Source organism: Methylobacterium sp., from assembly GCF_028290105.1.
Taxonomy (GTDB): domain Bacteria; phylum Pseudomonadota; class Alphaproteobacteria; order Rhizobiales; family Beijerinckiaceae; genus Methylobacterium.
In genome coordinates this window covers 39919-53368 of record NZ_JAQGKL010000189.1, presented here as the reverse complement: position 1 = coordinate 53368, position 13450 = coordinate 39919, and the positions used below count along the sequence as shown (strand labels likewise).

The following is a 13450-nucleotide window of genomic DNA, read 5'->3' as shown; positions in this document are numbered from 1 at the left end:
CGGTGCCGATCTCGTAGCCGTCGATCTCGCGGCCGGTGCGGGTGCGGAAGGCGAGCGCGCCGCCGGTGGCGTAGTTGCCGAACAGGGCCGATTGCGGCCCCCGGAACACGTCGATGCGGCTGTAGGCGCGCGGATCCACGAGGTCGAAGCGCGAGGCGCCGTCGGGCTGGGTCAGGATGAAGCCGTCCTCCAGCACCACCATGTTGCGGATGACGGCCGTCGAGCGGGCGTTGTTGCCCCGGATCGAGACGACGACGTCGCGCGCACCGCTACCCGGCCGGACGGTGACGCCGGGGCTGTTGATCAGAACGGCGGCGATGTTGGTGGCGGGCCGGTCGGCGATGGTGCCGTCGCGCCCCACCGTGCTCACCACCTGACCCACGGGGTTCTCGATGACGCTCGGCGCGGAGCCGGGCGGAGCCGCGACGCCGAACGGGACGGTCTCCTGGCGGCGGGCGGGAGACCCGCCGCCCTCACCCACAACGGAGAGTTCGTCTAGCATCACGCGATCGTCATCCACCCCGACCGTCGCTGCCGGGCAGACGCCTCCCCCAGAGATCAGGCTGCCCAGGACGAGCACGATCACTGATGCCACCCGGCCTGCGGGCCAGGCGGCGACCGGGTGGTTTCCGTTCCCTCGGCGGATCAGACGGCGAAACATGCCGCGTTGCATCGAACATGTCCCATGATGGGCCATCGGGAGGACTGGAAACCTAGGCCCTCGCCTTAACCATCTGGGGGCAAGGTCTACGCCATCTGGCCGATCGAGATCGAGCATGATGGGTACGTTTTCGTACGGGGCGCGTCGAAAGGTTGTGGGTGTGCTCCGAGCCCGGATCGCCGCGCCGCGCCCTTCGCGATGGCAGGTCCGCACGGGACGTCGTCGCGACCGAGGAACGGCGACGGTGATCATGGCTGTCTGGACAAAGGATTTTCAGCCTTCTGCGGTCCTCCGGCGGGCCGTCGCGTCAGGATTGACGTTCCCGTCGAGCCATAATAGATGATGACAATAATTTTAAAGCGAGCGATTCGGGCGTGTGGAGATCGATGATGGATGAGAAAGTTGTCCTCGGACTCGCCGGCCTGGCTCTGGCGGCCTGCTCGCCCGCCGAGACGGCCGTGGCGCCGGAGCCGCCGTTGGTCCAGACCGTGGTCGTGGCGTCCGGAGAAGCAGGCGGCGCGCGCTACACCGGCGTCATCCGGGCCCGCACCGAGAGCAACCTCGGCTTTCGTGTCGGCGGCAAGATCCTGGAGCGCCTGGTCGACCCGGGGGATCGGGTGACGCGCGGCCAGCCACTGATGCGCCTCGACCGCACCGACTTCGCCCTCGGCCTCAACGCGGCGCGCGCCTCGGTCGAGGCGGCCCGGGCCCAGATGATCAAGGCGAAGGCCGACGAGGAGCGCAGCCGCAAGCTCGTGGCCGACGGTTGGACCTCGAAACAGACCTACGACCAGAACAAGGGGGCGGCCGACGCGGCGATCGCCCAGTTTGCCAATGCCGAGGCCCAGGCGAGCCAGATCGCCAACCAGGCGGGCTATTCCGAGCTTCAGGCGGATGCCGACGGCGTCGTCATGGAGGTGCCCACCGAGCCCGGCCAGGTGGTCGCCGCGGGCCAGACCGTGGTGAAGCTCGCGCGCGACGGTGCCCGCGAGGCCGAGGTGTTCCTGCCCGAAGGCAGCAAGCGCAATGCGCAAGGGGCGGCCTCGGCCACCCTCTATGCCGACGGCGAGGCCACGTATCCGGCCCGGCTGCGGGAGTTGTCGGCCACCGCCGATGCCGCCACCCGCACCTACCGGGCCCGCTACATCCTGTCGGGCGGCGGTGAGGATGCGCCGCTGGGCGCCACCGTGACGCTACGCCTGAAATCCGGCGACGCCCTGCGCAGCGCTGCCGTCGCCGTGCCCCTCGGCGCCCTGTTCGACGCGGGGCGCGGGGCGTCCGTCTGGCGGTACGATGCCGAAACCGGCACCGTGGCGGCCCAGCCCGTCGTGGTCGCCCGCATGGCCGAGGAAAGCGCGGACATCGCCTCGGGCCTGCAGCCCGGCGACCGCATCGTCGCCCTCGGCGCGCATCTGCTCAAGGCCGGCCAGAAGGTGCGCCAGGCGCCAGTTGGCCTGCCGGGTCTGGCGCGATGAGCGGCTTCAACCTCTCGGCGCTCGCCGTCCGCGAGCGGGCGGTCACGCTGTTCCTGCTCCTCGCGCTCACGGGCGCCGGCTTCTTCGCCTTCCAGAAGCTCGGGCGGGGCGAAGACCCGGCCTTCACCGTCAAGGTGATGGCGGTCTCGGCCGCCTGGCCCGGCGCGACCACGGACGAGATGCAGCGCCAGGTCGCCGACCCGCTCGAGAAGCGGCTGCAGGAGCTCGTCTATTACGACCGCGTCGAGACCACGGTCCGGCCCGGCCTCATGCTGATGAAGGTCATCTTCAAGGACAACATGCCGCCGGCCAAGCTCCAGTCGGAGTTTTACCAAGCGCGCAAGAAGCTGTCCGACCAAGCGTCCGGCCTGCCGCGCGGCGTGCTCGGGCCGCTCTTCAACGACGAGTTCTCGGACGTCTACTTCGCGCTTTACGCGCTTCAGGCCAAGGGCCTGCCGCACCGTCACCTCGTGCTGCGGGCGGAGGACCTGCGCCAGCGCCTGCTGCGGGTGCCCGGGGTCGAGAAGATCAACATCCTCGGCGAGCAGGCCCAGAAGATCTTCGTCGAGCTCTCGTATCAGCGCCTCGCGACGCTGGGCATCACTGGCCAGCAGCTACTGGCGGCGCTGGCCAACCAGAACGACGTCACGCCTGCCGGCTTCGTCGAGGCGGCGGGGCCCCGGGTGTATCTGCGCCTCGACGGCGCCATCGACGGCCTCGACGCGCTCCGCAACCTGCCCGTGGCGGCGGGCGACCGCAGCCTCAAGCTCGGCGACATCGCCGAGGTGAAGCGCGGCTATGAGGACCCCAAGAGCTTCGCCATCCGCAACGACGGCGAACCGGCCCTGATGCTCGGCCTCGTGATGAAGCCCGGCTTCAACGGCCTCACGCTCGGCGAGGCGCTGAACGCCGAGGAGGTCGCGATCCATCACGACCTTCCCACCGGGATCGCCTTCACCAAGATCACCGACCAGGCCAAGGTCATCGACGACGCCATTCACGAGTTCATGGTGAAGTTCTTCACCGCGCTCTCGGTGGTGATCGTCGTCAGCCTGGTGGCGTTGGGCTTCCGGGTCGGCATCGTGGTGGCGCTCGCCGTGCCTCTCACCCTCTCGGCGGTGTTCGTGGTGATGATGGTCACGGGGCGCGACTTCGACCGCATCACGCTGGGCGCGCTCATCATCTCGCTGGGACTCCTCGTCGACGACGCCATCATCGCCATCGAGATGATGGTGGTGCGCATGGAGGAAGGCGCCGACCGGATCGAGGCGGCGACCCATGCCTGGAGCGCCACCGCGGCGCCGATGCTCACCGGCACCCTCGTCACCATCGCGGGGTTCCTCCCCGTCGGCTTTGCCGCCTCCACGGCCGGCGAATACGCCGGCAACATCTTCTGGGTGGTCGGCTTCTCGCTCATCGTCTCCTGGATCGTGGCCGTGACCTTCACGCCCTATCTCGGCGTCAAGCTGCTGCCCGATATCAAAAAAGTTGAAGGCGGCCACGACGCCATCTACGCCACGAAGAACTACCAGCGCCTGCGCCGGGTCGTTCGGATGTCGGTCGATCACAAGTGGCTGGCGGCCGGCATCACCGTGGCGCTGTTCGCGATCGCGGTCGTCGGCATGGGCCGGGTTGAGCAGCAGTTCTTTCCGAATTCCGAGCGCCCCGAACTCATCGTCGAGGTGACGCTGCCGACGGGTTCGGCCTTCGCCACCACCGAAGCCAGCGTGCAGCGGGTCGAGGCCGCCATCCGCGACCTGCCCGAGGCCCGCGAGATCACGAGCTATGTCGGCCAGGGCATGCCGCGTTTCGTGCTCTCCTTCGATCCCGAACTGCCCGATCCCGCCTTCGCGCAGATCGTGGTGCAGACGGCGGACGCCCACGCCCGCGACGCGTTGCGGGTCAAGGTCCGCAAGCTCGTGGACGAGGGCCGCTTCCCCGAGGCCCGCGTGCGCGTGCTCCAGATCGTGTTCGGGCCGCCGATCCGCTTTCCCGTGGCCTTCCGTGTGGTCGGGCCCGACCTCGACGTGATCCGGGGCATCGCGGCGGAGGTCGCCGAGGTCATGACGGCCAACCCCAACATGCGTCTCGTCCACCTCGACTGGGGCAACCGGACGCCGAGCCTGCACCTCGCCCTCGACCAGGAACGCCTGCGCCTGATCGGCCTGACGCCGAAGGAGGCCGGGCAGCAATTGCAGAGCTACCTCAACGGCACGCCCGCGACCCAGGTCCGCGAGAACCTGCGTTCCGTCGATGTCCTGTTGCGCAGCCCCGGGCCAGAGCGGCGTTCGCTCGGGGAGATCGGCGACCTGACGCTGGCCACCCGGGATGGACGGCAGGTCCCGCTCTCCCAGGTGGCGCGCCTGGAGAGCCGCAGCGAGGACGCGGTGCTCAAGCGCTACAACCGCGAGACCTATATCCGCGTCCAGGGCGACGTGCTCGACGGACGCCAGCCGCCGGACATCCACGCCCAGGTCCTCCCCCTGCTGGAGCCGATCAAGGCCCGGCTGCCGCCGGGCTACCGCATCGACACCGCCGGCGCGGTGGAGGAGAGCGCCAAGGCGATGAGTGCCCTCGTCGCGGTGTTTCCCCTGATGCTGATCGTGACCCTGACGGTCATCATGCTCCAGGTGCGCTCGTTCACCACCATGTTCATGGTGTTCGCCACGGCTCCCCTCGGTCTCGTGGGCGCCGTGCCGACCCTGCTGATCTTCCACCAGCCCTTCGGCTTCAACGCCATCCTCGGGTTGATCGCCCTCTCGGGCATCCTGATGCGCAACACCCTGATCCTGGTGGACCAGATCCACCACGACCGGGTCGCGGGCCTGTCGGATTACGACGCCATCGTCGAGTCGACGGTGCGCCGCGCCCGGCCCGTGATCCTGACGGCGGCGGCCGCGATGCTGGCCTTCATCCCGCTGACCCACTCGGTGTTCTGGGGCGCGCTGGCCTACGTTCTGATCGGCGGCGTCGGCGTCGGCACGCTCCTGACGCTGCTCTTCCTGCCCGCGCTCTACGCCCTGTGGTTCCGGGTCGCCCGCTCGCCCGCCTCCCGGCAGCCCGTGTCCGGGGCGGCGGCGCTGCCGCATCCCGCGAAGTCGTGACGGCCGACGAGGCGGCAAGTCGGGGCGGCAAGTCGGGGCGGCAAGTCGGGGCGGCAAGTCGGGGCGCCTCAACAGCGGTCCAGCCATGTCGGCATGGGCCTTCTTTGGATGACGCCTGGAATCTATATCGACCCGAGTCAGCCAGGAGGGCCGGAAGATGCCGAGGGTTTCGCAGGAGCAGGCCAGGCTCAACCGCCAGCGGGTGGTCGAGATGGCCGCCGGTCTGTTTCGCGAGCGCGGCCTGCACGGGGTCGGTGTCGCCGACATCATGGCCTCCGCCGGCCTCACGCATGGGGGCTTCTACGGCCAGTTCGCCAACAAGGAGGCGCTGGCTGCCGAGGCCTTCGACTGCGCACTGGCCGAGGACCGGCGCGGGGACCTCGCCGCGCTGGTGTCGAACTACCTCTCCGTCGACCATGTGCGAACCCCCGGGCGGGGCTGCCCGCTCGCGGCATTGGCCAACGACGTGGCGCGCGAAGCCCCGGACAGCCCAGTCCGCGCGCGCTTCACCGCCGGCGTCCGCGGCTTGGCCGACCTCCTCGCCGAATTGACACCGAAGGGCGCGCGGGAGCGCCGCCGTCAGCGGGCCCTCGCCAACCTCGCGACACTGATCGGCGCCGTCGTCCTTGCCCGAGCTGTCGACGATGAGGCGCTGGCGAAGGAGTTTCTGGGCGCCGCGCAGGTGGCGGTCACCGCCTGAACTCGCCATAGATCCGGCTGTGTCTCGTCAGATGTAGGTCGAGGCCAGGGCCGGCGCGCCTTCGAGTGCGTGCCCGAGGCGTTCCAGTCCCTGGCGGATCCCGGCCCGGGTCGAGGGGCCGCCGAGGCAGAGCCGGGCGGCCTCCGGCGGTGCTCCGGCGACGCAGAAGGCATCGCTCGCCACCACGCCGAGACCGGCCGAGCGGCCCTGGCTGGCAAAGGCCGAGCGGGTCCAGTCCTCCGGCAGGGTGATCCAGACATGGAAGCCGTGCGGATCGGCCCGGACCATCGCGGGGGGCAGCATCTCCGTCACGATGCGCTGGCGGGCGATCGATTCGGCCCGGACGAACTGTCCGATGGCCTCGGCGGTGCCGTCCATGATCCAGCGGGTGGCCAGCGCCGTGGAGATCGGCGAGGCCATCACCGTTGCGGCGCGCAGGGCGGCGCCGAGCGGCAGGGCGGCGCGGGCGCTGGGTGCCACCAGGAAAGCGAGGCGCAGGCCCGCCCCCAGGCACTTGGCCAGCCCCGCCACGTAGTAGGTGATCTCCGGCGCCAGGGTCGCGAAACTCGTGGGCGGCGCCGGGCAGAGGCGCGCATAGGCGTCGTCCTCGATGATCGCGACGGCGTAGCGCCGGGCCACCGCGATGATCGCCTCGCGCCGCGCCCGCGGCATCGTCGCCGTGGTGGGGTTCTGCAGCAGCGGGTTGAGGTAGATCGCCTTCGGGGCGGCCTTCGTGCAGGCCGCCGCGAAGGCGTCGGGATCCGCTCCATGCCGGTCCGTCGGCAGGTCGACGAGGCGCAAGGACAGATGGGCGGCCAGCGCGCGGATGCCCGGATAGGTGATGCGCTCGGCGCAGATGGCGTCGCCGGGCCGCGCCACCTGTCCGAGGACGCTGAAGAGGGCGCTGTGGGCGCCTGGGCAGATCAGGAGGCGTTCGCCTGGGGCTGCGATGCCGCGGCCCGCCAGCCAGAGCGTGGCGGCCTCCTTGTCCTCGTCCGTTCCGCCGAAGCCCTGGTAGCGCAGCAGGTTGGCGAGGTTGCCCGAAAGCTCCGCGAAGGAAGCCCGCATCCGTGCCTGGAGTGCGGGGCCGTCGGGCTCGGGGGGCAGGTTCATGGTGAAGTCGACGGGCCCCGGCCGTGACGGCTCGGCCGGGCGCCCCGACCGGGCCGCGTCGACCACGAAGGTCCCCTGCCCGACGCGCCCTTCGATCAGGCCGCGCCTGTGCGCCTCGACATAGCCCCGCGAGACGGTGGTGAAGTTCAGGCCGAGTCGCTCGGCCAGCGCCCGCTGGGTCGGCAGGCGGGTTCCGGGCTGGAGGCGGCCGATGCGGATGTCGTCCGCGATGGCCTCGACGATGGCGAGATAGTGCGGCTTGCCCCAGCGCTTGAGGTCCGGCGTCCAGGCCGCCGATACGCGATCGAGCGCGCCCGACCATCCCTCTCGCCCCGATGCATCCATCTCTGCGCCACCTTCGCCCGACGATCCGATCAAAACCGAATTGTATGGCTAGCAATCGGCGTACCGGACCGGCCGGCCGCGATGTCCTGCCAGCAGATCCCGACAATGCGATCAAGCAATGGCCTGTCATGAGGCAGTCCTTGCCTGCAGATCATGCGCTCTGGGCAGGTCATGTGCGTGTATTCCGAGATCAATTTCCGTCTCGTGAGCGAGGCATTGAGTGATTTATTGTACGTATCATGAGAGCGATCATTGCTGGGACCGTTGGTGGCATTCTCCTGGCACGGCGTTTGCCATGTTCTCGTGGCGACCGCGCGGACTTCACCCTCGGCGGTCCTGCCCATTTCAGGAGCGAGACCATGCCTGCCGTGAACCGCGAGCCTCACAAGAAGGGCGATGTCCTGGTCGATTACGAGGAGAAGGTCTTCGAGGACGTGAAGGCCGAACCGGGCCAGAAGGCGCTCGTCACCTTCCACACGGTGGCGTTCGAGGGCTCGATCGGCCTCGTGAACTTGCTCCAGGCCACCCGCCTTCAGCGCAAGGGCTTCGAGACCTCGATCCTGCTCTACGGCCCTGGCATCACCCTCGGCGTCCAGCGCGGCTTTCCCAGGCTCGGCGACGAGGCGTTTCCGGGCCACCTGAACTTCAACAACCAGATCACGAAGTTCATGGAGGAAGGCGGCAAGGTCTATGCCTGTCGGTTCTCGACGCAGGCCCTCTACGGCCACGGCGAGGCGGCCTTCATCGAGGGTATCCGCATGATCAACCCCCTCGACGTCCTCGACTGCATCCTCCTGCACAAGCGCGACAACGCGGTGATCCTCGACACCTGGACGGTCTGACGACCGCACCACCGTCCCCGGCAGCCACGCGTGACGTGGCCGCCACCATCGCCGGGAGGATCGCCCATGTCGGAGAGCCGGATCGTGCGGGCCGCCGCAATCCAGATCGCCCCCGATCTCGACAGGCCGGACGGAACCCTGGAGCGGGTGCTCAACGCCATCGACGAGGCGGCGGGCAAGGGCGCGCGCTTCATGGTCTTCCCGGAGACCTTCGTGCCCTACTACCCTTACTTCTCCTTCGTGCTGCCCCCGGCCCAGCAGGGGGCGGAGCACCTGCGCCTCTACGAGCGCGCCGTCACGGTGCCGGGGCCGGTGACGCAGGCGGTGTCGGCCGCCGCCCGGCGCCATGGCGCCGTGATCGTGCTCGGCGTGAACGAGCGCGACCACGGCTCGCTCTACAACGCCCAGCTGGTCTTCGATGCCGACGGCACCCTGAAGCTCAAGCGCCGAAAGATCACGCCGACCTATCACGAGCGCATGATCTGGGGTCAGGGCGACGGGGCCGGCCTCGCCGTGGTGGAGACGGCGGTGGGACGCGTCGGCGCGCTCGCCTGCTGGGAGCACTACAACCCCCTCGCCCGCTACGCCCTGATGGCCCGGCACGAGGAGATCCACGCGGCGCAGTTCCCGGGCTCGCTGGTCGGCCAGATCTTCGCCGACCAGATGGAGGTGACGATCCGCCATCACGCGCTGGAGGCGGCCTGCTTCGTCGTCAACGCCACGGGCTGGCTCACGGACGAACAGGTGGCGCAGGTCTGCCCGGACGAGCGCCTGCGCGGAGCCTGCCGGGGCGGCAACTGCACCGCCATCGTCTCGCCCGAAGGCCGCCACCTCGCCGATCCCCTGGGTGCCGGCGAGGGCATCCTCATCGCGGACATGGACCTCGCGCTGGTGACGAAGCGCAAGCGCATGATGGATTCGGTGGGCCACTACGCCCGCCCCGAGCTCCTCAGCCTCCTCCACGACGACCGGCCGGCCTCGACGATTCATCGCCCCGCCCCCGCGCAGCCCGACCTCCGGAGCCTCGACCATGAGCATCCCGCTTTCGACGCAGCGCCCCTCCCCGCCGGTCTCGGCCGGGATGCCGACGGAGCGCCTGATCAACGCGCTGCAATCCTTCGGGGTTAGGCTCTCCGACACCCGCGCGGGGGTCGCCAGCCGGCGCGGCGGCGCCGGTCCCTCCGACCACAAGGCCCTGACCATCGCGGGCCGCACCGTGATGGTGCCGGTCCATACCGGGGCAGCCTTCGACTCGCCCTTCCTGGTCCGGCGCCCCGACCCGGACGGAGTCTCGGAGATCGAGCACGACGGCGTGGTGATCGGGCGGGCGACGTTTCCCGGCAAGCCGCGCTTCTACGCGCTCTCGACCTTCGACGGCGTGCCCTATTCGAAGATCGCCGTGCTGCACGGGCGCGACGTGCTCGCCACCACGGTGCTCCAGACCTGCATCCGCTACCAGAGCCGGACCAGGACCTGCCAGTTCTGCGCCATCGGACAGTCGCTCTCGGCGGGCCGCACCATCGCGCGCAAGAGTCCCGAGCAACTCGCGGAAGTCGCCCGCGCCGCCGTCCTGCTCGACGGCGTTAAGCACATGGTGATGACCACGGGTACGCCCAACGCCACCGATCGCGGCGCCGCCATCCTGTGCGAGAGCGCCTTCGCGGTGAAGGCCGCCGTCGATCTGCCGATCCAGGCTCAGTGCGAGCCCCCCGACGACGACCGCTGGTTCGCCCGCCTCAAGGCCTCGGGGGTCGATGCCCTCGGCATGCATCTGGAGGCCGTGACGCCGGATGTCCGCGCCCGGATCATGCCCGGCAAGGCGAGCGTGCCGCTGGAGCGCTACTACGATGCCTTCGCGGCCGCCGTGCCGGTCTTCGGGCGCGGACAGGTCTCGACCTACATCCTCGCGGGCCTCGGCGACGCGCCGCGCGCCATCCTCGCCATGGCCGAGCGCCTGATCGACGGGGGCGTCTATCCCTTCGTGGTGCCCTTCGTGCCGATCTCGGGCACGCCCCTGGAGAGCCATCCGGCGCCGGCGCCGGATTTCATGCATTCCATCCTGCAGCCCCTCGCCGACATGCTGCGCCGGGCCGGGATGACCTCGGCCGGGATCAAGGCCGGCTGCGGCCGCTGCGGAGCCTGCTCGGCCCTGTCGAGCTACGAGCGCTCAGGGGGCGGCGCATGATCTTCGAGCCCGTGCCCCCCTACCGGCCGAGTCACTTCCGGGTGAAGTTCGCCACCGCGCCCTGGGAGCGCCGGGCCTGCGCGGCCCTGCGCCGGCAGGTCTTCTGCACCGAGCAGGGGCTGTTTGCGGATGACGACCGCGACGGCGTCGACGCGCACGCGATTCCGATCTGCGCGCTCTCCACCATCGGCGGCGATCCGGACGCGGTGGTGGGCACCGTGCGCATCCACGCGGTGACGGAGCGTCCCGGCGAGTGGTGGGGCTCACGGCTTGCCGTCGCCCGGCCCTTTCGCGGCACCGCGGCCCTCGGCGCCGGGCTCATCCAGGTGGCGGTCGCCTCCGCCCACGCCCGGGGCTGCACCCGCTTCCTCGCCCATGTCCAGGCGGGCAACGTCGCCCTGTTCCAGTCCCTAGATTGGCACAGTCTCGAGGAGGCCACCCTGCACGGTCGCCCGCATCACCTGATGCAGGCGGATCTCGCCGCCTATCCGCCGATGCGGGATTCCGAGCATGGGCTCATCACCCTCCGGCGGGCCGCGTGACGGCCGTGGCGCTCGACCTCGCCGCCATCGCGAAGGGCATCGCGGATGCGCGCGGCGTGGCCCACAAGCGCGACATCGACGCCGTGATGCGCCGGCTCGGGCTGGGAGATCGCATGGGCCCGGTCCCGGTGGGCGACGATTGCGCGGCGATTCCCGACGGCGACGGCCACCTGCTCCTCGCCATCGAGGGCTTCATGGAAGATTTCGTCGCCGCCGATCCGTATTTCGCCGGCTATTGCGGCATCATGGTCAACCTCAGCGACGTCGCCGCCATGGGCGGGCGTCCGCTCGCGGTGGTCGACGCTCTCTGGGCCAGGGACGCGGCGGGTGCCGACCCGGTCCTGGCGGGGCTCGAGGCGGCCGCGCGGCTCTACGGCGTCCCCGTCGTGGGCGGGCACAGCAACCTGCGCGCCGCGTCGGCCAACCTCGCGGTCGCGGTGCTGGGGCGCGCCGGCCCCGCCCTGCTCACGAGCTTCGACGCGGCGCCGGGCGACCGATTGATCGCCGCCATCGACCTGCGCGGACGTTTCCGCGAGCCGTACCCCTACTGGGACGCCTCCACGGGCGCGCCGGGAGAGCGCCTGCGCGGCGATCTCGCCCTCCTGCCGGGGCTCGCCGAAGATCGCCTCTGCCGGGCCGCCAAGGACATCAGCATGGCGGGCGTCGTCGGCACCGCGCTGATGCTGTTCGAGTGCTCGAACGTCGGCGGATGCATCGACCTCGACGCGATCCCGCGCCCCGAGGGCGTCGCCCTGGAACGCTGGCTCACCGCCTTCCCGAGCTTCGGCTTCCTTCTCGCGGCGCCGCCCGAGCAAGTGCCCGCCATCCTGGCCCGCTTCGCCGGGCGGGACATCGCCGCCGCCGTCATCGGCGGGATCGACGCGAGCCGGGTCGCCCGTGTCCGCGACGCCGCGAGCGCCGAGGCCGTGGTCTGGGACTTTGCGGCGAGTCCCCTCATCGGGTGCGGTTCGACGGCCCCGGATGGCCACCCATGAGACGGCTGCGCATCGCCATCCTCACGCATTCCACCAACCCGCGCGGGGGCGTGGCCCATTGCCTGGCCCTGGCCGAAGCGCTCTGCGCGGCGGGACACGAGGCGGTGGTGCATGCCCCAGACCCGACGGGGCGCGGCTTCTACCGGCCGGCGGCCTGCCCGACCGTGTCCGTGGCGGCGAGGCCGGCGTCGGGCTCCACCGTCGATCTCGTTCGCGCCCGGATCAACGATTACCTCGGCCATTTCGGCTCTCCGGCGGCCTGCGACTTCGATGTGTTCCATGCCCATGACGGCATCGGCGGCAACGCACTCGCGACCCTGAAGCACCGGCGCCGCATCCGCGGCTTCGTGCGAACGGTCCACCACATCGACAGCTTCCAGGACTCGATCCTGGCCGATTGGCAGGTCCGCTCGATCCAGGAGGCACAGCGCCTGCTCTGCGTCAGCCGGACCTGGGCGGACGGGCTGCGGACCGAGTTCGGGGTCGCGCCGACGATCGTGGGCAACGGTGTCGACCTTTCGGTCTACCGTCCCGAGCCGGACGCGCGGGATGCGCCGGTTCGGGCGCGCTGGGGCATCGGCCCGGGGCCCGTGGTGCTGAGCGTCGGCGGCTTCGAGGCGCGCAAGAACACCGCCGCGATCATCGAGGCCTTCGCGCTCTTGCGCGCGCGTCACCCCCGGGCGCAACTCCTCCTGGCGGGGGGTGCCTCGCTCCTCGACCACGCCGCCTACCGCGCCCGTTGTCGGGCAAGCCTCGTAGACCTCGGACTCGACGTCGGCCCGGGTGGCCCGGTGATCGAGACCGGCCCGGTCCCGCAAGGCGAGATGCCGGCTCTGTACCGCAGCGCCGACATGCTGGCCTTCCCGTCCTGGACGGAGGGGTTCGGCCTCTGCGTCCTGGAGGCGATGGCCTGCGGCACCCCGACGATTGTCTCGGCGCGCGCACCCTTCACCGAATACCTGACCGGGGCCGACACCCTGTTCGTCGATCCCGCCGACCCCGTCGACCTCGCCCGCGCCATGACGGAGGCCGTCGAGGGGCCGGTGCGCGCGCGTCTGCGCCGGGCCGGCTTCGCGGTGGCGCGAACCCATTCCTGGCGAGCCTGCGCCGCGCACCACTTGCCGACTTACGATTTCTGCGCCCGCGCGGAAGCGATTCCCACCGCCTGGCCGGCCCCCACCGAGGTTCCGTGATGCCCGAAATGCGCTTCCTCGTCCGTTGGCCCGATGGCCGGCGGGAGGCCTGCTACTCGCCGTCCCTCGTGGTGACGGACTATTTCGCGCCCGGGGACAGCTACGCCCTCGACGACTTCGTCGAAAAGTCCCGCGCGGCCCTCACCATCGCCAGCGAGCGGGTCCGCGAAAAGTACGGGTTCGCCTGCACGTCGGCCCTCGACCAGTTGGTCCGGATCGAGGCGGCCGCCCGCGCGCAGGATCCGGGCGGACGCGTGACCGTGGAAGCCTTCGAGCCCTGAACCGCGTGACGTGA

11 protein-coding genes and 1 pseudogene are annotated in these 13450 nt (G+C 70.5%); 10 read left to right on the top strand and 2 right to left on the bottom strand.

Annotated elements, in window-relative coordinates; genetic code table 11:
- Positions 1–511 (bottom strand): annotated as a pseudogene (locus JWQ05_RS13775) (TonB-dependent receptor plug domain-containing protein); the annotation flags it as partial.
- 539 nt (positions 512–1050) lie between these two features.
- On the opposite strand from JWQ05_RS13775, the gene JWQ05_RS13770 reads away from it, so the two are divergent.
- The 3 genes from JWQ05_RS13770 (at position 1051) to JWQ05_RS13760 (ending at position 5940) form a co-directional block, all read left to right on the top strand.
- Positions 1051–2136, top strand: a complete 1086-nt coding sequence (locus tag JWQ05_RS13770; RefSeq protein ID WP_299659167.1) for an efflux RND transporter periplasmic adaptor subunit — start codon at positions 1051–1053, stop codon at positions 2134–2136.
- Positions 2133–5240 carry an efflux RND transporter permease subunit gene (locus JWQ05_RS13765; RefSeq protein WP_299659165.1) on the top strand — a complete coding sequence of 1036 codons (3108 nt, stop codon included), beginning with the start codon at positions 2133–2135 and terminating at the stop codon, positions 5238–5240. The genes JWQ05_RS13770 and JWQ05_RS13765 overlap by 4 nt, the downstream gene beginning before the upstream one ends.
- 157 nt (positions 5241–5397) lie before the next feature.
- Positions 5398–5940 carry a TetR family transcriptional regulator gene (locus JWQ05_RS13760; protein WP_299659162.1) on the top strand — a complete coding sequence of 181 codons (543 nt, stop codon included), beginning with the start codon at positions 5398–5400 and terminating at the stop codon, positions 5938–5940.
- 27 nt (positions 5941–5967) lie between these two features.
- Here JWQ05_RS13760 and JWQ05_RS13755 read toward each other — a convergent pair whose 3' ends face one another.
- Complete coding sequence (locus tag JWQ05_RS13755; RefSeq protein ID WP_299659159.1) at positions 5968–7398, bottom strand: PLP-dependent aminotransferase family protein; 1431 nt, start codon at positions 7396–7398, stop codon at positions 5968–5970.
- A 359-nt stretch (positions 7399–7757) separates the two neighbouring features.
- Here JWQ05_RS13755 and JWQ05_RS13750 point away from each other — a divergent pair, with 359 nt between their 5' ends.
- The 7 genes from JWQ05_RS13750 (at position 7758) to JWQ05_RS13720 (ending at position 13436) form a co-directional block, all read left to right on the top strand.
- Positions 7758–8240, top strand: a complete 483-nt coding sequence (locus JWQ05_RS13750; protein ID WP_299659157.1) for an MSMEG_0572/Sll0783 family nitrogen starvation response protein — start codon at positions 7758–7760, stop codon at positions 8238–8240.
- A gap of 66 nt (positions 8241–8306) precedes the next feature.
- Positions 8307–9368 carry a Nit6803 family nitrilase gene (locus JWQ05_RS13745; RefSeq protein WP_299659154.1) on the top strand — a complete coding sequence of 354 codons (1062 nt, stop codon included), beginning with the start codon at positions 8307–8309 and terminating at the stop codon, positions 9366–9368.
- Positions 9322–10425 (top strand): MSMEG_0568 family radical SAM protein, encoded by a 1104-nt coding sequence (locus JWQ05_RS13740; RefSeq protein WP_299659171.1) that lies wholly within the window; start codon positions 9322–9324, stop codon positions 10423–10425. Before JWQ05_RS13745 ends, JWQ05_RS13740 begins: the two co-directional genes overlap by 47 nt.
- Positions 10422–10967 (top strand): MSMEG_0567/Sll0786 family nitrogen starvation N-acetyltransferase, encoded by a 546-nt coding sequence (locus JWQ05_RS13735; protein ID WP_299659151.1) that lies wholly within the window; start codon positions 10422–10424, stop codon positions 10965–10967. Before JWQ05_RS13740 ends, JWQ05_RS13735 begins: the two co-directional genes overlap by 4 nt.
- The gene (locus JWQ05_RS13730; protein ID WP_299659148.1) at positions 10964–11962 is read left to right on the top strand and encodes a sll0787 family AIR synthase-like protein; all 999 of its coding nucleotides are present in this window, start codon (positions 10964–10966) and stop codon (positions 11960–11962) included. Before JWQ05_RS13735 ends, JWQ05_RS13730 begins: the two co-directional genes overlap by 4 nt.
- Positions 11959–13155, top strand: a complete 1197-nt coding sequence (locus JWQ05_RS13725) for an MSMEG_0565 family glycosyltransferase (RefSeq protein ID WP_299659146.1) — start codon at positions 11959–11961, stop codon at positions 13153–13155. Before JWQ05_RS13730 ends, JWQ05_RS13725 begins: the two co-directional genes overlap by 4 nt.
- A complete protein-coding gene (locus JWQ05_RS13720) occupies positions 13155–13436 on the top strand; it encodes an MSMEG_0570 family nitrogen starvation response protein (protein WP_299659143.1) in 282 nt (93 codons plus the stop codon). The genes JWQ05_RS13725 and JWQ05_RS13720 overlap by 1 nt, the downstream gene beginning before the upstream one ends.
- Positions 13437–13450: the final 14 nt, after the last annotated feature.